The organism is Candidatus Melainabacteria bacterium, from assembly GCA_016193285.1.
GTDB lineage: Bacteria > Cyanobacteriota > Vampirovibrionia > 2-02-FULL-35-15 > 2-02-FULL-35-15 > JACPSL01.
The window spans coordinates 31,892-52,092 of sequence record JACPSL010000038.1; the positions used below are offsets into that span (position 1 = coordinate 31,892).

The window sequence follows — 20,201 nt, forward strand, 5'->3', positions numbered from 1 at the left end:
TTATTTCTAAGGTATGAATGTAATTTTTATTACACCTGAATGTGAACATTTTGCAAGATTAAGTGAAGTTGGTGATTTTGTAACTTCACTAGCAAGGGCTGTTGAAAGAGAAGGACATAATGTAAAAGTTTTTATTCCACGTTATGGTTGCATTGATCCAGTAATCTGTCATATTGAAAGATTGCCCTTTGAGTTTAAGTTAAAAATACCTACTTTTACTACCCAAGCATTTGTTTATAAAGGAATTTTACCTAATTCATTAATCGGGGTGTTTTTAATTGAAAGCCAAAACTACTTTAGTAACTCAAAAGAAATTTATCTGGGAGGAAATGTAGATGAAGAAAGGTTTAACTTCTTTTCTATGGCATCTCTTGAAGTTATTTCAGAATTGAAGTTTGAGCCTCATGTAATTCACATCATTAATCCTCTTACTTCTTATGTTGCTAAAGAGCATACTTCTTTAAGAAAGGCCGGTGTTGTTTTTACAATTCATGATATCTATGGTTTAAGTAATAGTTTAATCAAGGCAACAAACGATGCAATTCTGCACTCTAACATTACAACTATTGCCTCTAAGGCTTTTTTAAAAGACATACTAGAAGACAACGAACTTTTAATTCAAAAGAAAGAAAGTTTTATTGACATAGAAAGTGCTTATGATACAGATTTTTATAATCCTGAAAAAGATAATTTCATTGCTCAAACATATTCAAAGGATTATTTTTCTAGCGGAAAAAGAAAATGTAAGGAAGATTTACTTGGACATTGTGAGCTAGAAAAAAACATAGATATTCCACTTTTTGGTATGCATACACCACTTTTAAATGAAAACGAATTTGATATTTTTTTAAATGCTTTGCCAGAAATTGTAAATTTAAAAGCTCAATTTCTAATAATTGGAAGAAAAAATAAATCTTACGAGCATGAAATGGAAAAGATTACAAACAGATCTAAAAATGTAAAAACGTGTTTTGATTATGATTTTGCCCTTTCAAAAAAACTATTGGCCGGATCAGATTTTTTTCTAAGCCCTGACAAATACCAGCCAAGTGGTATGTCTGTTGCTATTGCTATGAGGTATGGAAGCGTTCCAATTTGTTATAGAAAAGGTGCAGTAAAAGATATGATTCTAGATAATGGAATTCTTTTTCACGACTATAGTCAAGATTGCCTTGTCGAAGCTATAAATATAGCAATTAAGTATTATAAGAATAAAGAAAGGTGGACTAAGTTAGTAAAACAAGCAATGAGTTTTGAAGTGTCTACTCAAAAAATGGCTCAAGAATATATAAAGTGCTATGAAAAAAGTTTACCCTTCGCTACCACTTATTATTCCGGAAGCAGAGTTAAAGACATTGTTTAAGCATGTTTTAAATATTTCATTTTGCTTAATTAGATTAATTACTTCTTTATCATCCTTGGATTTTTGATTTAATGCTTTAGCAAGGTTTGCCCTTATATCTAATAAATTCCCTAATTTTGTAAATTGATTGGTTTCACTTGTTTTAAAGCTTACACATAATTCATGATCAATTGCTTGGAGATCATGTTCAGTAATTTTTTCACTAGCATTTTCTTCAGTAAAATCAACCTTTAAACCAGGGATTAAAAAAGCTCTCATTGTAAGAGCTTGATCTATGCCTTCATCAAAAAATACAAGATCATGATTTTCTACAAGTTCTAATCCTTTTTCCTTTGCTCTTACTAATAAATCAACCTCATTTACTTGCTCACCACTTTCTGCATAACTTAAAATAAAGTTTTTAATTTCTTCTGAAATATGATCTGACTCATCTTTTGCTTTTAAAATATTTGTGCTATTAAAACAAATGTCCTTAAAAATATTAACCAAGTTTTGTTCTATTTTCTTTTTTTGCTCAGGTGTTAAACTTGGTGGTTCACTAATAGGCATAATTAAAGATAAGACGTACTTAATAAAGATAGTGTTTCTTTAATATGAAATAACTTCACTAAAATCTAATTTAATTAACGATGCAATGTAAACATCGCTTAATTGTTTTGCTGTTAGCTTCCCAAACTGTTCCCATATATATTCAACTTTGTGTTTATCTGGCAAAAGAGTTGGAAAGGCTTCAATGCAACTATCAACAGTTGGGAAATATCTGTAACAAGAAATGGCTTGGATTAAATCAAATGCTTCTAAAATTCCAGGATCATAATTTGATTTTTTTACTGCATGACTTGCAGCCTCAAAGAATTTTGACATTAACTCTATTGTGTCTTTTGATGCTACTTGATTTATAAATGGATTCACTTACTCTAATCCTTTTTAACTTATTAAAAAACCATTATAATTCAACTATATTCTCTTAACCAATTCTTTGTCAATGCTTAATTCAAATTTAAGATTAAATTTTTCTTAACGTTCGAGAAAAAGAGACTTTTACCATCAATGTTGTTTATAGGTTTTAAGTTAAAAATATCCATAACAGTTGGTAATATATCAGTAATCTTTGCACAAGATAGGTCAATTTTACTAGTACATGATCCACAGGCTACAACAATCCCATCTTTAACATGATTGCCATGGGATAAATAGTGTGCCTCACAAAAAAGTTCTTTTTCCCCTGTACCAATAAATAAATAAAATCCTGGATTTGGAATAATTATTAAGTCAGGGATTTTATTTAGTGAGGCACCATTGAATATTTCTTCTTTCCTATGAATGACTTTAATGAAGCTTTCCCCTGATATTGGATCCCGAACATTAATTAATTTTTGAATAATTTCATCTTTTAAACTTTCTGACTCTTTTTCAGGTACAATTCCATTTGGTTCTCTCCCAATTAAATTAAGCTGAATAGTTCCATATACAGTTCCAATAGAACTAAATGCTCTTGTCTCTGTATAATTAATTGGATCATACATTGTTCTTGGAACAATTATTCTTTGTTCTAGTTCTTCTTCACTTTTTCTTTTAATTCTGTTTTTTAATCTTGCAAGTGCATCTACTTTGTTTACCATTTTAATAGCAGTACTTTTAACACTTGTTCTTAGCTTGGTGCCAATATCTTGCTTAAGCTTTAAATAACCATTTTCCATAAGCCAAACATTTGTAGCCATGCGCCTTTTAACTGGGCCAAAACCATGGTCGCTTAGAAGAAAGAAGTTAGTATTTTTGTCTCTTTTATTTTTTAGAAGCCCTAAATATTTATCTAGATTTTTATAAAATTCCCAAATCTTTTTTGTTACAAGATCTTCTGAGTTGAAATCAAGTGTTGAAATTTGATCCCAAAAACTATGCTGAATAATATCAGTAGCCTGAAAATGAACCATAAAAAAATCAGTAGGTTCTGTTTCTAGTAGCCAAAGGGCAGCATCACCAACTTTTGTAGTAATGTCAATTAAACTATTTAAAAAGTCAATGTCTTTTGTTCCTTGTTTGTCAAATGTTCTTAAGCATATTGGGTAATCTCCAAACTTTTCAATTAGCTTTAGTCCTAGTTCAGGAGGATAAGTAAAAACTTTCTTATTGCTTGGCCTTTCCCATCCAGAAATAATAAAGCCGTTTACAACAGGTGGTGGATAATTCATTGGAACATCTATTACACCAACTCTTAAACCATTGTCTGAAAGTATCTTCCACAAGGTAGCTACCTGTATATTTTCGCTTGAAGTTAGTACGGGTTTATATGAGCCTTCTTGATATTGATAAAAATCGAAAATCCCACTCTTGCCAGGATTACATCCTGTCATAAATGCACTCCAGGCTGGTGGTGTAAGTGGAGGCATAGTAGATTCCAAGTTTCCATGTTTGCTTTCTTCAAGTAACTTTGCAAGATTAGGCATTATGCCACTTTTTGCAAGCGGTAAAAGGTTTGACCAGACTCCACCATCAAAGCTAACAACTAAAACTTTAGGTGGTTTCACTCACTAACTCCTTGTTGCTGAAATTTAACTCTTTTCCTAAAACCTTTATAAACACAGTATCAACATGCTTAAGATGATGACTTGGATTAAAACAATCTTCTATTTCTTTTTCAGGAAGATATTTTACAACTTCTTTATCACTTAAAAGATTTTTTTTAAAATTACCATCTTTTTTATTCCATGCAGCATGAGCATTTCTTTGTACTATTTTGTAAGCTATTTCTCTATCTAAACCTTTCTCAATAAATTTAAGTAAAACACTTTGTGAAAAAACTACACCACCAAACTTAAACATATTTTCTTCCATATTTTCAGGATAAACATTTAAGTCAGAAATAATTTCATTAACTCTATAAAGCATAAAATCTACAATTATAGTTGCGTCAGGTAAGATTATTCTTTCGACTGAACTATGGCTAATGTCCCTTTCATGCCAAAGAGGAATATTTTCCATCCCTGCAAGCAAATATGATCTAACAAGTCTTGCTAAACCACATAAGTTTTCAGATCGCCATGGATTTCTTTTATGAGGCATAGCTGAACTGCCTTTTTGATTTAGGTAAAAAGGTTCTTCTACCTCAAGAACTTCAGTTCTTTGTAGGTGTCTTATTTCAATTGCAATTTTTTCAATTAGAGTTGCAATAAGTGCTAACTCTCCTATGTAAAGAGCATATCTATCTCTTCCAATAACTTGAGTAGAGATTGAGAGTTGCTTTAATCCAAGCTTTTTTGTAGCTATTTCTTCTACTCTTGGATCAATATTTGCATAAGTTCCAACAGCTCCTGAAAACATTCCAACATTAATTTCATTTTCTACAACATATTTAAATCTCATTCTTGCTCTGTTTAACTCTTCCCAAAAGCTAAGTAGTTTTAATCCAAATGTAGTTGGTTCAGCATGAACCCCATGCGTTCTACCAATACAAATTGTGTTTTTATACTCAATCGCTTTGTTTTTTAAAGTGTTTAAAAATTTATCTAGTCCTTCAAGAATTTTTTCACCTGCTTGTTTTAAAAGAATTGCACAAGAAGTGTCTACAAGATCAGCACTTGTCATGCCAAGATGTAAAAATCTTCCATTAGGACCTATAGATTCATTTAAGCAAGTGAGGAATGCAATTACATCGTGATGAACTTCTTTATCAATTTCATGAATTCTTTTTATGTCAAACTTTGCTTTTTCTTTAATTACTAAAACAGCATCTTTTGGTATTAGTTTTAGTTCAGATAATGCTTCAACTGCAGCTATCTCTACCTGAAGCCAAATTTTGTATTTGTTTTCTTCCGACCAGATATTAGCTGATTCTGGCCGTGTATATCGATCTATCAAGTTAACTACTTTCTTTTTGTAGTATCTTACTAATCAAGCACAAGGTTATATTTTACAATGTACTTATGCTGTTAACAAAAGAAGGCTCAATTGTAGTTATTAATCCAGCAACTGGTGAAGAAGTCTCTACAGTTAAGATTTCCAGTGAGTCAGAGATTAAGGAAAAAGTTAGAGCTGCAAAAGATGCATTTCCACTTTGGAGTAGCTTAAGTATAGAGAAGAGAATTACTTATTTATCTAAAACCTATGATCTAATAATTGATGACAGAAGAAATATAGCAACTACAATTACAAAAAATAATGGTAAACCACTAACAGAATCTTACCTTACTGAAATAGCATCAGTACTTCAGGTTATGGAGTATTTTATAAAACAGGGAGCAGAATTATTAAGTAATAAAAATATTTCTCTTGGACCTTTATATCCAACAAAAAAAAGTTTTATTTCTTATGAGTCTCTTGGTGTAATGGCTATCATTGAGCCATGGAACTATCCTTTTTATTTACCACTCTCAGCAATTACAAAAGCACTTTTAACTGGAAACACATTTGTTTTTAAACCTTCAAGCACAGTGTCAGCTATTGGTAAATTAATTGAAGAGCTGTTTTTAAAAACAGATTTACCATCTGGAGTTGCAAATGTAATTTATGGTACAGTACAAGAAGCAGAAATTTTAATTAATAGCAACATAGACAAAATAATTTTTACAGGCTCAGTTGAAGCAGGTAGAAAAATTGCAGAGCATGCAGCAAGGAATTTATTGCCAGTAAGCCTTGAACTTGGTGGCAAGGATCCAGCAATTATTTTTAAAAGCTGTAATGTAGATTATGCATGTGGTGGAGTTCTTTGGGGTGCACTTTCAAATTGTGGCCAAGCTTGTGCATCAATTGAAAGAGTTTATGTAGAGTCAGATATATATGATGAGTTTATTAACAAAATAACTTTAATGGCAAAAGGATTAAAAGTTGGAAATGGAATGGATGAAGAAACAGATGTTGGTCCACTTATAAATCAAGAACAATTAGAAAAGATTGAAGATCATGTAACTGATGCTTTAAATAAAGGAGCTAAGCTTCAACTTGGTGGAAAAAGAATTAATAGAAATGGATTCTTTCTTGAACCAACAATTTTAACTCATGTAAACCATTCAATGAAAGTAATGGCAGAAGAAACATTTGGACCTGTAATCCCTATTATGAAATTTAATTCAAAGGAAGAAGCTCTTCATCTTGCAAATGATACAAAATATGGTTTAGCAGCAAGTGTTTGGACAAATGAAACAGGAAATATAAAGAATCTTCTTGCAAGTTTAAATTGTGGAACAGTCTGGGTGAATGATTCTTTATTCTTACAGGCCAATCCTGCTTGTCCATGGCAGGGATATAAAGAAAGTGGATACGGAGGATCTTCCATTTATGATTTTGTAAGATCAAAACATATAAATATAGATCAAGGCTACATACCAATGGTTAGACCAAAAAGTTATTGGTGGTATCCTTACAAAGGAAAAGCAAAATCATACTCTGATTTAGTAGAGGTAATTTTCAGATCTAGTATAAAGGATAAAGCAAAAGCTACTTTTGAAACCTTGATAAATTTCTTAAAATAGGGTTGTTATATATCAACCATTCGTGTATTTGAAATTGTTTGTATTTGGCTACTTAAATATCTTATGTCAGACTTAATCATAAATCCAAAGACAATAATTCTCTTCATCTTGTCTTTAGCTTCTCGTTCTTCTTCAGAAAGATTTACACTTTGTAAGTCGTTAAAGTCATTTACGCCATAGACACGATTAAGAATTGCTAGAAGTTGTTCTTCAGTTCTAGCCTCATTAATTTTAGTATCTGGATCATCTGGTATGATAAACTCTTCTTTTGCAGCTGGAACACCTACTTCAACTGCCCTTCGAACAAAATCTAAGGCAATTCTTGTATCAAATAGCTGCTTGTCAAGCCCAAATTTTATTTCTCTCTTGCTTCGTATTATATTTTGGAGAAAGGCAACTTCTGGACTGCTCCTACTGCTATACATTATTTTATCCTTTCAAGAGAAGAGATATACCAACTCTTTAAGCTCGTAGTCAATCTATCTTATGCTAGTTATGAAAAGGTTAAAAATAGGATATAATCTCATATCAGGAATAGGAAAGCTAAAAGGAGATATACTAACATGGCAACAAAGAAAACAGTAAAGAAAAACTCAAGAAAACCTAATGCAGCATTTATGAAACCTCTTCAACCAGATACTGTGTTAGCAGAAGTTGTTGGGGAAAAACCACTTCCAAGAACTGAGATAACAAAAAGATTGTGGTCATATATTAAAAAGAATAATCTTCAAAACAAAAAAGACAAAAGAAAGATTGACGCTGATGAAAAATTAAAACCAATCTTTAATGGCAAAAGCCAGGTCAGCATGTTTGAGATGACAAAATTAGTTGCTCAACATGTAAGTTAAATTTTTTCTTGCTTCATAGTGTACAAATTTTATTGGTGTCTATTAAAAGTTCGTTTAAAGCTTTTTCATAAGTAGCTTCGTTTGTTTCACCAACAAAAGACTTCTCAATCTTTCCATCAGGGCAAAGAATACCAACTTGAGGAACTGCATTTTTACTTTTATTAAAAAAGTCAGTAATGTTGTACTCTTCAGCAATTTGTCTTGAGTCTTCCAGCGAGCTTTTTGAAGAAACATCCAGGGTAATAAACTCTACTTGATCATCATATTTTTGTTTTAGTTCTTCAAGAACAGGTTTTAAACGTTTGCAGGTTTCACATGACTCCGCAGTAACTGTTGCTACTAACAATTTCTTGTTATTCAATGTAACTTGTGCAGAAAAAACTTGCATGGTTACAAAGTTAACCACTATGATTAATATCAAGGATAAAAATGCCTTTTTCATAAGTGAAGTCCTTTTTCATCCCTTGTTGCATTTGGTGTCCAGGGCTTATAGACAGGAGCATTGTTAGAATTATCATTATTGTTCAAGTTTTGGTTATTTGTGTTAGTTGTGTTTTTGCTGCAAACAACATCTGAATAACCACCACATTTTGGCAAAAGTAAGTATTGGTAGTAAGCATACAGCGGTATTATCTGACCAATAGGCCAAAAGCTAAGTTCTGGAGGACGACCTGAATTAATTATTTCATTTGGTCTGTCAAGGAAATTTGGTTCTCCTGGCCTGCTTCCTATGACTTCAGGGAACTGTGGTTCGTTTGGTCTATCTCCTTGTGGTCTATCTGGTCCTTGTGCTGTAACTGGTGGTCTCCCAGAAAGGTTACAAGTAGTAGTATTTAATAATTGATCAATTGACTGTGTGTAAGTTTCTTTTTTATTTGCACCAAGTATATTAAATTCAGGAACTATGCTAGTAGAGCAAAAGATTGCAACACGTGGGAATGCATATGAGTTTTCATTTAAAAATTGACTTATGCCATAATATGATGCAATTAATCCTGCTTCTTTTTTACTTTCTTCATTGGTTAAGTTTAAAGTTACAAATGTTACTCTGTCACCATACTGACTTTTTAATTCTTCAAAAGTAGGTTCTAGGATTTTACAAGCAAAACACCAGTCAGTTGAAATTTTTACTACCAGTGGGTTTTCAAAACTATAAGCTTTCAACGGTAGTTGAAATAGGCCATTAATTAAAAATAATGCTACAGAAATTAAGACTATGATTTTTTTCTTTAGTCTCATTATTTATCCTTATTTCTCTCTTTTTTACTATAATTAAGTTAAGTATAGATTATCAAGATTAAGGGCTAGCACTATCTATGGCATAATGCAAAGACTTTCTTATTAAGTAAAGCTTTATTTATTTTTGAGCAGTAGCTTTTTCTAGTTCTAACTGAGAAATGACCTTTTCAAAATGATCCAGAGGATAGGCTCCAAATATTTTTATACCATTTAACAAGAATCCAGGTGTACCTTGAATCCCAACAGATTCTGCTTGCTTTATATCCCCCTTGATTCCTTTGTCAGCATCTTCACTAACTCTATCTTTATTAAATTTGTCAATATTTAAACCAATGTCTTTTGCAATTTGTACATAAAGCTCTTCGCCAAGTTTACCTTGATTTTCAAAGAGCTTGTCATGATATTCAAAAAACTTTCCTTGTTTTCCTGCTGCCCAAGCTGCTTTTGCTGCTGGCATTGCTTCTGGATGGAAACCTAGCGGGAAATGCTTGAAAACATACTTTAGCTTTTTATCATACTTCTTTTGAAGTTCTTTTATTGTGTCATCACCTCGCTTGCAAAACGGACATTGAAAATCAGAAAATGCAATTACTGTGTAATCTGCTTTCTTCTCACCTTTAACTGGTGACTCACCTATTTCAACTTCAGCTCTGTCTGCTAATAGTTTTTTAAATTCTTCTTCTTTTTGTTTTTCTGCAGCTTCCTTCTCATACTTCTCAAGAGCTTCTTTTATTATTTGTGGATTTTTCTTAATAATATCCAGAACTAAACTTTCAAAACTATTTTCTTCAGCAAAAGCATATGGTGCAAATAATGCTAATGCCATTATTATTGATAAGATTTTTTTCATTTCTCTCTCCTTTTATTTATACAATACAAAACAAGTCTGAACTTTCTTCTATTTTAACGCATGATCCGTTTTTCTAATTGTTCTCCTCTACATTGATCATATAATCATACTATGATAGAAAAAAACTCTTTTGCATTACTTCCTCTGGATAATCGTCCAGTGTCGTATTTATTGCCAAAACAAGTTGCAGACTTTTCAGGGATTGATTTGATTTTACCAGAAAGAAGATTTCTTGGTGGTTTAAAAAATGGTTCTGATTTAAAATACATTGAAAACTGGTTAAAAGAATTAAATGATATTGGTACATTAATTATTTCTCTGGACAATTTTGTCTATGGTGGATTAATTCAAAGCAGAAAGCATTCATTTAAATCAGAGGAATTAGAAAAGCGTGTTAATTTATTTAAAAATTACTGTAGAGACATGCCACGGCATGTCTCTACGGTGTACGGATTCTCTTCAATAATGCGAATATCAAATTACAATAGCGATGAAGAAGAGAAAGATTATTGGAAAGAATATGGTGAAAAGATATTTCAAGGTGCATTTGAGTTAATTCCTCCCGAAATTCTTGCAGATTATAAAGCACATAGGAATAAAAATTTTTCAATTAACTTATTGTGGTTAGAGTCCTTGCATGAAGATTGTTTTAAATATTTAGTTTTTTCTTGTGATGATTCATCTCAACATGGGATTAATGTTATTGAAGCAGAGTATATAAAGAAACAAATTGAAAGCCATAAGTTCTCTCAAATTGCAAAGGTTATTTCTGGAACTGATGAGATTCCACTTGTTTTACTAACTAAAGCTGTTTTGGATCACTATAAAATTAAGCCAACTGTTTCTCTTTACTTTGACAGCGAAGAGGGAAAAAATCAATTAGCTAAGTATGAATCAAATTCAATTTATGCTTCAGTACTAAATCAAGTTGAAACTCTAGGACTTGAAATTAAAGATTCTGGTAATTCAGATTTAATTATTTTTGTACATTGTTCTGACTCAATACAAGGTGATCATGTTTTTCATAATGAGCCAAAAGATATAAGTAAAAATGTAGAAAATTTTAAAAAAACATTAGAAGAAATTAAAAATCCATTTGTTGTAACTGATTTAGCATATGCAAATGGTTCTGATCCAAAACTAATCCAATCCCTAACGAATTCAAAAGTTAATTGGACAAAATGTTATGGTTATGCTGGATGGAATACAGCTTCTAACAGTATAGGTACCGCTTTAGCAATTGGTGTAAATAGGTGGGTTGCTGAAAAAAGAAATGTGTTTAATGAAAAAGCTTTTAAGAAATGTTTGCTTGTGAGATTTTTAGATGATTATGCATATCAGGCTCAAATAAGACACAAAAATATTAACGAGATAGAGTTAAATGATAGGATAAAATCTCATGTTAAAACTTTTTCAAAACTTCTTGACCTTAATGATATAAATGTTAAAGGTAGTCTACCTTGGAATAGATCGTTTGAAGTAGAAATTATAATTTAAATGTCCTACAAACAAAAAATACAAGCTGAAATTAAAAAAGCCCTAAATAGTCTGGCAAAAGATATTATTATTGAACGAACAAAACAAAAAGAACATGGTGATGTTGCAACTAATATAGCTATGATACTTGCTAAAGAACAAAAAAGAAGTCCTCTTGAAATTGCAAATGAAATCAGGAGAAAAATCAAGCAAGATAAAAACTTAATAGCAAATATCGAAGTAGCAAAACCTGGATTTATAAATTTTTTTGTTGGAGACAATGCGTTAGCTGAATCATTGGCTGAAGTCCTTAAGATAAAAAATGATTTTGGATATTCCAAGAAAAAGTTAAAAGAAAAAATATTGATTGAATATGTTTCAGCTAACCCAACAGGTGATTTGCATATTGGTCATGGCAGACAAGCAGTTATTGGTAGTAGTCTAGCTAATCTTTTGGAAGCAAGTGGCCATGAGATTTCTAATGAGTTTTACATAAATGACTATGGTGAACAGATTGCAAACTTTTCATATACATGCTTTGCAGTTTACAGAAAATTAAAAGGTGAACATGTTGAATGGAAAGAAGATTTTTATCCAGAAGAAGGGATTCTACCTTATGTAGAAAATTGTTGTAGAGGCGAGATTGCCTCGCCTCTACAAATTGGACAAATGGTAAAGGACTTGATATTAAAATCCCAGAAAGAATTATTAGCATCATGTAAGGTAAACTTTGAAAGGTGGTTTAGTGAAGCAGTTTTACATGAAAGCAAAGCAGTTGAAGAGACATTAAAAAAGCTAAAAGAAAAAAATTATACATATGAGCATGAAGATGCAATCTGGTTTAAAGCAAAAGATTTTGGTGATGTTAGAGATAGAGTTTTAATACGGTCAGATAAGAGACCAACATATTTAACTAGCGATATTGCATATCATATTGATAAGTTTAAACGTGGCTATGATAGGTTAATTACAATTTGGGGAGCTGATCATCATGGTCAGGAAATTAGCCTAAAAGGAGGTCTAAAAGCTTTAGGCTATGATGAGAATAAATTAGAAATTGTTTTTGTACAAATGGTTAGTCTTAAACAAGAAGGTAAAGAAGTAAAGATGTCAAAAAGAGCTGGCACAGTGGTTACCATTAAAGAAGTTTTAGATGAAGTTGGTCTTGATGCTTTTAGGTATTTTTTAGTAGAAACACATCCAAATAACAGAATGATTTTTAATATTGATCTTGCAAAAAAACAAGATAAAGACAATCCTGTTTATTACGTTCAGTATGCACACGCAAGGTGCTGTAGTGTTTTTAGACAGTTAAAGGATTTAAAGCTAACAATTAGTGAGTTGGATTTTGTTCCAGAATTATTATTAAACCTTTTTAAAACAGAAAAGCAAGAATATGATGCAACCAAAGATATCGTTCTTAAGATATTAGATTTCCCGGAGGAAGTAGTACTAGCTAGTGTCAACAGATCACCTAATAGAATTGCAAATTACCTAAAAGATTTAGCAACCAGCTTTCATCAGTTTTATACAGTATGTCGCGTGATATCAAAAAATATAAACCTTACTAAAGCAAGACTTGGTTTAGTTCAAGCTGTCAAGATAACTATTAATAACGGGTTAAAAATACTTGGTATTAGCGCGCCAGAAGCAATGTAATTTTCAATTTTCAATTTTCAATTTTCAATTCTCAATTCTCAATTAAGTGTTAGAATTATTACATGCCTGACACTCCTTATTGTCCACTCTTAAGTATCAACAAAGATGTTCCTGTCTTATGTCAGGAAGAACTTTGTATGTGGTATGTTAAACAGCTAAAGTTATGTTCTATAACTGTCCAAGCATATACAAGCGCAATGGGTTTACAGATGCCAATTGCAAAAACTTCTCCTACACCTTCTCCTGTACCACAAGCTAAAGTTCAAGTTAAACAAGATTTAACTTCTCAATCTAAAAAACAAGAAACAAAGGCAAACCCTTTTGCTTTGGATGATCTAGATTGAATTAGAGTTTAAGAACAATTTTCTGATAATATCGTCTTTAAATTTATGGGGCAAGTTGCAAAAAGTACAAGTTTAGAAGGGTTTGAACAACTTTGGGAAACATCAGAATCATCTCAATCTATTGATGTTATTTCAAATCAAATCCATGCAATCTTAAAAGTTTTAGTTGATGAAAGAATTGCATTAAAACAAGAAAATCAACTTGTTGCTGAACTTAAGGAACATATTTATTCATTAGAAACCCAGCTTCAAAAACTTAATTGGCAACTAGGTCAAAGAGAAAAAGAATTATCCATTTTACACAGTGAATACTATCAAGTTAAAGCACAGAAAGAAACTCTGGAAAAACAAAATGAAAACCACAAAGAACTTTTACAAGAAAATAAAGAAATTAGAAAACTTGCAGAGCAACTTTCAAATCAAATTCTTCAAGAAAAATCTAAAAATGAACAGCTTGTAGAAATTTTAATGAGCCTAAGTAATCCTGATTTAAAAAAAATTAGAGAAAGATTTAAAATTTAATAAATAAACAACGATCCAGATTATTGTAATCTTTTACAATCTCAAAATTATTTAATCCTTCTTTTTTTAACAAAGATTTTAAATCATTTACAAGAGGTGGATCAATTTCAAGTGCTAGCATCTGAGTGCTGAGTGCTAATCTGATAATCCTCTCATAATAAATTAATGATCCATATAATGCAATTTTTGGTTCATGTAAAATTTCTGGCTGAATCGCTGGTTCGCCGTCTCGCCGTCTCGCCGGTTCGTTTTCTTTCACATACGGTGGATTTGAAATTATTAAATCAATTTTGTGTGATTTAAAAAGATCCTCTGTATCTTTTGAAAACACATCACAAATCTTGAATTGAATTTTATCTGCGACGTTATTTTTGGTGGCATTTTCTTTAGCAAGAGCAATAATTTCTTTTTTAATATCAATTGCAATAATTTTTATATTTGGAATTAATTTTGCAAGAGCAATGGCAATTATTCCTGAACCAGTACCAATGTCAAGGGCATGCCGCGGCATGCCCCTACGAACGGTCTCTTCTACCAATATTTCTGTCTCTGGCCTTGGAATTAAAACATGGTTATTTACTTTTACTTCAAAATCCATGAAGTATGCCTTGCCAAGTAAGTATTGAAGCGGTGTTCTAGTCTTAATCCTTTCTTCAACAATATTTTTTATTTTGTTTAGATTTTCTTTCCCAAACTCTTTATAGAGAATGGAGATTTCTTTTTTAGCTTCAGCTTCTTCTATGCCTGCATTTATTAGTTTCTTTAAGAGATCTTTATTCATATTTTCTTAGCAAGTATTACAAAATGATCATCATAAGGACTGTCTAGATTTTTTCTTATGGCTTTAATTTCATTTTCAGATAGTTCTGTGAGTGTATTTGTATGAAGCTTTTTAAATAAAGATATTGAAATAACTTTGAGGTGAATTTTTTTGAAAAACTTTTTAATATAAAAATCTCTATAGCCCCATGTTTTAATACCAGCCTTACTTGTGTACATTTGTTTTGGGCTTTTGCCATCGTAATCAGTAGAACTTAGATTGTCAAATGCAGTAAATGCAAAATACCCACCAGATTTAAGGATTTTTTTTACATTTTTAATTACCTTATCGGGATCTTTTGCGTAATCTAAAACTCCTGAGCTTATTACAAAATCAAATTTTTCTCTTCCAAACTCTTTAGTGAGATTAATATCTTGACTTGCTTTTAAGAGCTTAAACTTTCCTAAGCATTTCTTCTTTAAAAGATTCTTTGCTATCTTTAAGGACTTTTTGTTTATATCAAAACCAGTAATGTTTAAGTAAGGTTCTTTTTTTAATAAGTATCTTGTTACTCCACCTTTTCCAATACCAATTTCAAGTATGTTACTGTTCTTTTTAATTTTATTTAAGATTAACTTTGCAACTGGTTTTTGCCCCCGCCAGTATGTTTCATCGGGTATTTTAGTGTGTTTCATTTAACTCGTCCAAAATCGTCTTCAAGTCGTACAATATCATCTTCTCCAAAATAAGTCCCTGTTTGTACTTCAATTATTTCAGCTGCCTCATCTTCAATATTTTTAATTCTATGCTTTATACCTACTGGAACTGATACTGTCTGACCATATGAATAAATTTCTTTTTTTCCCCCAATTGTAATTTCAAGTTTTCCTTTTATGATGGTCCATGTTTCTGTTCTTTTATTGTGGTATTGAAGACTAAATCTTTTTTTAGGATTGATTATAAGTTTTTTAACTTTGCAATATTCACTGTCAAGGAGTACAACATAGCTACCCCAAGGGCGAGGCGCTGGTGAGATATCTTGTTTCTTGTGGCAGTTCATTTGAATACTTAGATATTTTACCGCATGATAGAATACCGTTGTGACTTCAACTTTTGACTGCATTATTGTTGGCTCAGGACCAAGTGGCGGAGCTGCAGCATATCATTTAACTAAACTTGGTCATAAGGTTTTAATTATAGAAAAAGAAAAACTTCCACGTTATAAACCTTGTGGTGGTGGAGTGTCACCAATTATTTCCAGATGGTTTGACTTTGACTTTACTCCTGTTATTTTACAAAAAGTAAAAACATTTCGTTACACATGGTGTGGAGAGGAGCCTATTGACATTGGACTTGAATTAAAAGAACCTTTGTGGATGGTAAAAAGAAATGACTTTGATTTTTATATTATTACTCAAGCATTAAAAAAAGGTGCCAAACTGTTTGATGAGACAGAGGTAATCAACGTTGAATTTAAAGATAGCTGGTGGACTATTAAAACAAACTTACATAAAATTAAAGCTTTGTATTTAATTGCTTGCGATGGAGCTAAAGGAAGGCTTGCGAATTTACTTGGGTTTAAAGACAGAAAGTATACAGTAGGTGGTGCAATAGAAGCTGAAGCAAGTGTTGGTATTAAAAACAGCTTTACAGCACATTTTGAATTTGGTATGGTAAAAAATGGTTACCTGTGGAATTTTCCTAAAATAGATGGCTGCTCTCTTGGAGTAGGTGTATTTAAAAATGGTGCAAATCAGGATCTTAAGACTATTGTTAGCAAGTACACAAGCATTTTTAACATTGATTTTAAAACCACACAACAATATGGCCATCCTCTTTTGCTATGGAATGGAAACCAAAAACTTCATGCTGAAAATGGAAGAGCACTACTAGCTGGTGAAGCAGCTTGTCTAGTGGATCCACTTACAGCAGAAGGAATTCGTCCTTCTATTTTTAGTGGTATTAAAGCAGCAGAAGCAGTTAGTAAGGCACTTTGCGGAGATGCAAGTGCAATAAAAAAATATACTAAAATAATTCATAATGAGTTAGGGAGAAATATGAGAATTGCAAGAAGGTTGTCAAGGTTTCTTTATATGTTTCCAGATGTCTGTTACAAAACAATACTTAAACGTCCATCAGCAACAAATACAATGGCTAAAATACTTTGCGGTGAAATGGATTATAAAGATTTAGTTCCTTTGTCTTTTTTTCGGTTTAAATCTTAGTATGCTTTTCTTTTGGACGGTCTTGTAGCTTAGCCCATTTAACAAAAAATAAATAATAAATTCCTGAAAAGAATGTAATCACAGCAATTATCCACCCACACATTGCAATTATTATTTCCATATTCTTGCTTCTCTTTTTCTTTCCCTATTGAAGATTTTACGGCCTTGTTCAATAATAATACCACCTAAAATAAAACTGATAAATGCAACTAATAAATAAATAATAAAGCCCAATAAACCTAATTGTTTAAACAAAACAATTGGTGTAAGAAATACAGGGCCTATTGGAGTTAGCATTGCAATGCCAACTATCTTATATGTTTCAGCTTTATATCTTTCTTCTTCAGTTATGATGTTATTCATAGTAGCCAGATATTATACTGAAGTACTTTTAAATTTGATGTAACCATTGGTTACATTCGTTATGCCTGATGTAACTGCTGGTTACAATAAATACACATATGAGAAAAATTTATATGCCTAGTTCAATTGTAATTTACTTTAAGCTTGTTTTAATGACAACTCTAAGCGTCTAACTAAATTTGTTTTTTCAACAATGTCTTTTAATCTTTTATTCCAGTTATTTAGTTCAAGTTTAACCAATGTGTTTCCTATAATAAACCAAGCTATTTCAAAGTATTTTAAAAGCTCATCAACTTCAATAATATTTTCAATTACAAATTCATTTTCACAAGGCATAATATTCCAAATGTTTTTACCTTTTAAAATTAAACTTGACAAAGAAATTGAAATTTTGTTTGAATCTTTTTTATCTATGATGCACTTAAAAGAAGGCAAAAATGGTAGTAGAGTAAATGATGCTTCAAATTCTTTCTTGTTATCCTTGGTTTTTTTAGAGCTTTCTATATTTAAAAATGGTGATACCCAAAGTGCGAATTTATCTACATCACTAAGTAATGAGACCATTTCTTCTAACCTTGCATTAACAACAATGTAACTCCTAATACTTGACCATTCTTTTAAAGGATATTTTTTTTGCAATTTAAAATCTTTGCATAAAATATTTTTTAATCTTAAGTGTTTAATGTAAGTATCAATGTAAAAGAAGGTAGATAAAAGAAGATCTAAAGCAGAAGGATTAAATTGGTTAAATAAAGAAAGATCTAACTTTTCTCTAATTAGACAGTTGTTTTCTTCTTCTAAAAAATACACAGACTGAGTTCCTTTAATTAGTCCACTAAAGCTAGAAGAAATTTTTTTATTCGGGATTATTTCTTTAATCTGATAAAGAAGTTGTAGTGTGTCCCAAAAAACACACCTTTGTGAATAATAAGTATTTAAATCTATATTTGTATTATTAAAGTTAAAGTTTTCAATTTTAAAAAATGGAGATGAGCATCTTAAAATTACACCTGGGTTTAAGAAATATTTAAAAACCTTTTCACTTGGAAGATTTATTTTTGAAAAAATGTCAATGGTTGCCATAAAGTTCTTATCTTAAGACACAATAATTATATTATTACGGTAATAAAAATTAAACAATTTAATATATTAATGTCTATAGTCTATGGTCTATAGTCTATAGTCTATTTATATGAATAAATACTTTATTAAAAAGGAAAAGAGATTGTGGACTAATTTTGTGAATGGTTTAATGGCTCAACTCTTTTTTGTTAGTGCATTTTTAGCAGTGGTGTCATTGCTTTTAATTGCAATTTATGTTTTTTACAACGGGTTAAAAATTTTTAAAGTAGTTAAATTACAAGATTTTTTGTTTGGATATAATTGGGAACCTGTAACTTTAAAACTTTTTGGTATTCTCCCAATGATTATTACTTCTTTTTATGTAACTTTTGGAGCAATAATTGTCAGTGCACCACTTGGAATTGCGTGTGCAATTTTTTTAGCAGAGATTGCTCCCTTAAAAGCTCAAAGAATAATAAGACCAGCAGTTCAACTTTTAGCAGGCATACCATCAGTAATTTATGGACTTTTTGGCCTGACATTTATTGTTCCTCTTATACAAACTTTTTCTGAAGTTGCAGGTCTTTGCATATTGGCTGCAATAATTATTCTTTCAATAATGATCCTTCCAACAATTATTAGCATTGCAGAAGATTCAATTAGAGCAGTTCCAAAAGAACTTAAAGAAAGTAGTATTGCACTTGGCACTACAAAATGGCAAACCATTTATGGTGCAATTTTACCTGCAAGTAAATCAGGACTAATTACTGCAGTGATACTTGCACTAGGAAGAGCATTTGGAGAAGCCATGGCAGTAAAAATGGTGATTGGAAATACCCAGACTATGCCTGATTTTTCTCCTAATACTTTATTTGGTTTACTGAGCTTAGCAAGGACCTTGACCACAAATATTATTGGTGACATTGAATATGCAGAACCAGGCCCACACCTTCAAGCTCTTTTTGCAACTGGTGTAATATTATTTGTTTTTATTATTTTAATTAATGGGGTTTCATATTTACTACTTAGAAAATCATATGGAGCAAGTAAGGTATAAAATGGCTCAACAACTAGAAAAAAAAATTACGCAAAGAGCTGAGAATATTTCAAGGATTCAGTCTGAGCAAAATATTGCTTTATCTGCCTTATGGTTTTCAGGATGGACTATTGTTGCAGTTTTAATTTTTATTATTGGTTATATTTTTTATTATGGCTTGCCATATGCATTGTCTTGGCATTATTTGTTTAGTCCTCCTGAAGGAGGCAGACATGACACAGGTGGGATTTTATACCAATTAGTTGGAACAATTTATTTAGTTTTTGGTGCAATTCTTGTAGCTGCTCCTGTAGGAATTTCAACTGCAGTTTATCTTACTGAGTATGCACCTCAAAACCTGATTACAAAAACGATTCGTTTTGCAATTGAAAATCTTGCAGGCATTCCTTCAATAATTTACGGGCTTTTTGGCCTTGCATTTTTTGTAATATTTTTAAAGTTTGAATATTCATTAATTGCTGGTGCACTAACTGTAGCCATTATGATACTTCCAGTGATTATCAGAACCTCTGAAGAAGCATTAAAAACTGTTCCTCAAACTCTCAGACAAAGTAGTTTAGCTTTAGGTGTAAATAAATGGCAGACAATCTCTAATATAGTTTTGCCATCAGCATTTCCAGGTATTCTTACTGGAATATTACTTAGTGTAGGAAGGATCATTGGTGAATCTGCAATTTTAATTTTAGCTACTGGTGGCAGCATTACAGCAATGCCAGATTTTATTTCTAGCAAGTATCCTTATTTTCTTCCAGACTCAGCAAGAACTTTAGCAGTTCATCTTTACTATCAAGCTACAAGCTATGACACAAGAGCAAAAGCATTTGCAACAGGAGTGGTTTTAGTACTTTTTGTTTTAATCTTGAATTATTGTATTAATCAAATTTCAAAAAGATATAGAAGGAAATATGTGAGGTAATGACTAGATTAATTTAACCCGATTTCAGGTGTGTAAATGTAATGTGATA

Annotated in this window: 23 protein-coding genes; 10 read left to right on the forward strand and 13 right to left on the reverse strand. The window is 31.3% G+C overall.

Features of this window, described 5'->3' with window-relative positions; genetic code table 11:
- Positions 1-13: 13 nt before the first annotated feature.
- The gene (locus tag HYY52_08285) at positions 14-1,363 is read left to right on the forward strand and encodes a glycogen/starch synthase (GenBank protein ID MBI2996682.1); all 1,350 of its coding nucleotides are present in this window, start codon (positions 14-16) and stop codon (positions 1,361-1,363) included.
- Here the strand turns inward: HYY52_08285 and HYY52_08290 are convergent.
- The 4 genes from HYY52_08290 to HYY52_08305 form a co-directional block, all read right to left on the reverse strand.
- Positions 1,310-1,912 (reverse strand): hypothetical protein, encoded by a 603-nt coding sequence (locus HYY52_08290; GenBank protein MBI2996683.1) that lies wholly within the window; start codon positions 1,910-1,912, stop codon positions 1,310-1,312. The two genes, HYY52_08285 and HYY52_08290, sit on opposite strands and share 54 nt — an antisense overlap.
- Positions 1,913-1,951: 39 nt before the next feature.
- On the reverse strand, positions 1,952-2,275 hold the full coding sequence (locus tag HYY52_08295; protein MBI2996684.1) for a hypothetical protein: 324 nt from the start codon (positions 2,273-2,275) through the stop codon (positions 1,952-1,954).
- Positions 2,276-2,352: 77 nt separating this feature from the next.
- Positions 2,353-3,891, reverse strand: a complete 1,539-nt coding sequence (locus HYY52_08300; protein MBI2996685.1) for an alkaline phosphatase family protein — start codon at positions 3,889-3,891, stop codon at positions 2,353-2,355.
- Complete coding sequence (locus tag HYY52_08305; protein MBI2996686.1) at positions 3,878-5,221, reverse strand: adenylosuccinate lyase; 1,344 nt, start codon at positions 5,219-5,221, stop codon at positions 3,878-3,880. The genes HYY52_08300 and HYY52_08305 overlap by 14 nt, the downstream gene beginning before the upstream one ends.
- A gap of 65 nt (positions 5,222-5,286) precedes the next feature.
- Here HYY52_08305 and HYY52_08310 point away from each other — a divergent pair, with 65 nt between their 5' ends.
- Positions 5,287-6,831, forward strand: coding sequence for an aldehyde dehydrogenase family protein (locus HYY52_08310; protein ID MBI2996687.1), 1,545 nt, complete (start codon positions 5,287-5,289; stop codon positions 6,829-6,831).
- 5 nt (positions 6,832-6,836) lie between these two features.
- On the opposite strand, the gene HYY52_08315 is transcribed toward HYY52_08310, so the two are convergent.
- Positions 6,837-7,256 carry a hypothetical protein gene (locus tag HYY52_08315; protein MBI2996688.1) on the reverse strand — a complete coding sequence of 140 codons (420 nt, stop codon included), beginning with the start codon at positions 7,254-7,256 and terminating at the stop codon, positions 6,837-6,839.
- 138 nt (positions 7,257-7,394) lie between these two features.
- Here HYY52_08315 and HYY52_08320 point away from each other — a divergent pair, with 138 nt between their 5' ends.
- Positions 7,395-7,679: an SWIB/MDM2 domain-containing protein gene (locus HYY52_08320; protein ID MBI2996689.1), complete on the forward strand. Its 285-nt coding sequence runs from the start codon at positions 7,395-7,397 to the stop codon at positions 7,677-7,679.
- A gap of 13 nt (positions 7,680-7,692) precedes the next feature.
- On the opposite strand, the gene HYY52_08325 is transcribed toward HYY52_08320, so the two are convergent.
- The 3 genes from HYY52_08325 to HYY52_08335 form a co-directional block, all read right to left on the reverse strand.
- Complete coding sequence (locus HYY52_08325) at positions 7,693-8,121, reverse strand: thioredoxin family protein (GenBank protein MBI2996690.1); 429 nt, start codon at positions 8,119-8,121, stop codon at positions 7,693-7,695.
- Positions 8,118-8,918 (reverse strand): hypothetical protein, encoded by an 801-nt coding sequence (locus HYY52_08330; GenBank protein MBI2996691.1) that lies wholly within the window; start codon positions 8,916-8,918, stop codon positions 8,118-8,120. Before HYY52_08330 ends, HYY52_08325 begins: the two co-directional genes overlap by 4 nt.
- A 118-nt stretch (positions 8,919-9,036) precedes the next feature.
- Positions 9,037-9,768 (reverse strand): thioredoxin domain-containing protein, encoded by a 732-nt coding sequence (locus tag HYY52_08335; protein MBI2996692.1) that lies wholly within the window; start codon positions 9,766-9,768, stop codon positions 9,037-9,039.
- Positions 9,769-9,879: 111 nt separating this feature from the next.
- Between HYY52_08335 and HYY52_08340 the strand changes: the two genes are divergently transcribed.
- From HYY52_08340 to HYY52_08355, 4 genes are all read left to right on the forward strand, one after another.
- Positions 9,880-11,265, forward strand: a complete 1,386-nt coding sequence (locus tag HYY52_08340; protein MBI2996693.1) for a DUF4127 family protein — start codon at positions 9,880-9,882, stop codon at positions 11,263-11,265.
- Complete coding sequence (locus HYY52_08345) at positions 11,266-12,903, forward strand: arginine--tRNA ligase (GenBank protein MBI2996694.1); 1,638 nt, start codon at positions 11,266-11,268, stop codon at positions 12,901-12,903.
- A gap of 62 nt (positions 12,904-12,965) precedes the next feature.
- Positions 12,966-13,247 carry a hypothetical protein gene (locus tag HYY52_08350; GenBank protein ID MBI2996695.1) on the forward strand — a complete coding sequence of 94 codons (282 nt, stop codon included), beginning with the start codon at positions 12,966-12,968 and terminating at the stop codon, positions 13,245-13,247.
- Positions 13,248-13,292: 45 nt separating this feature from the next.
- On the forward strand, positions 13,293-13,769 hold the full coding sequence (locus HYY52_08355; protein MBI2996696.1) for a hypothetical protein: 477 nt from the start codon (positions 13,293-13,295) through the stop codon (positions 13,767-13,769).
- Here HYY52_08355 and HYY52_08360 read toward each other — a convergent pair.
- Genes HYY52_08360 through HYY52_08370 form a run of 3 tightly spaced genes read right to left on the reverse strand, consistent with a single transcriptional unit; the run spans position 13,759 to position 15,589 of the window.
- Entirely contained in the window at positions 13,759-14,550 is a 792-nt protein-coding gene (locus HYY52_08360; protein MBI2996697.1) for a peptide chain release factor N(5)-glutamine methyltransferase, read from the reverse strand. The genes HYY52_08355 and HYY52_08360 overlap by 11 nt on opposite strands.
- Positions 14,547-15,224 carry a class I SAM-dependent methyltransferase gene (locus tag HYY52_08365; GenBank protein ID MBI2996698.1) on the reverse strand — a complete coding sequence of 226 codons (678 nt, stop codon included), beginning with the start codon at positions 15,222-15,224 and terminating at the stop codon, positions 14,547-14,549. Before HYY52_08365 ends, HYY52_08360 begins: the two co-directional genes overlap by 4 nt.
- Positions 15,221-15,589: a phosphomannose isomerase type II C-terminal cupin domain gene (locus HYY52_08370; protein MBI2996699.1), complete on the reverse strand. Its 369-nt coding sequence runs from the start codon at positions 15,587-15,589 to the stop codon at positions 15,221-15,223. Before HYY52_08370 ends, HYY52_08365 begins: the two co-directional genes overlap by 4 nt.
- Before the next feature lie 40 nt (positions 15,590-15,629).
- Here HYY52_08370 and HYY52_08375 point away from each other — a divergent pair, with 40 nt between their 5' ends.
- Complete coding sequence (locus HYY52_08375; protein MBI2996700.1) at positions 15,630-16,754, forward strand: geranylgeranyl reductase family protein; 1,125 nt, start codon at positions 15,630-15,632, stop codon at positions 16,752-16,754.
- A 111-nt stretch (positions 16,755-16,865) separates the two neighbouring features.
- On the opposite strand, the gene HYY52_08380 is transcribed toward HYY52_08375, so the two are convergent.
- A complete protein-coding gene (locus HYY52_08380) occupies positions 16,866-17,117 on the reverse strand; it encodes a hypothetical protein (protein ID MBI2996701.1) in 252 nt (83 codons plus the stop codon).
- Between the two features lie 138 nt (positions 17,118-17,255).
- On the reverse strand, positions 17,256-18,200 hold the full coding sequence (locus HYY52_08385; GenBank protein ID MBI2996702.1) for a hypothetical protein: 945 nt from the start codon (positions 18,198-18,200) through the stop codon (positions 17,256-17,258).
- Between the two features lie 169 nt (positions 18,201-18,369).
- On the opposite strand from HYY52_08385, the gene pstC reads away from it, so the two are divergent.
- Together pstC and pstA are read left to right on the forward strand one after the other, a co-directional pair.
- Positions 18,370-19,236: a phosphate ABC transporter permease subunit PstC gene (pstC, locus tag HYY52_08390; GenBank protein ID MBI2996703.1), complete on the forward strand. Its 867-nt coding sequence runs from the start codon at positions 18,370-18,372 to the stop codon at positions 19,234-19,236.
- A gap of 1 nt (position 19,237) precedes the next feature.
- Entirely contained in the window at positions 19,238-20,152 is a 915-nt protein-coding gene (gene pstA, locus HYY52_08395) for a phosphate ABC transporter permease PstA (GenBank protein ID MBI2996704.1), read from the forward strand.
- The last annotated feature ends 49 nt before the right edge of the window (positions 20,153-20,201 follow it).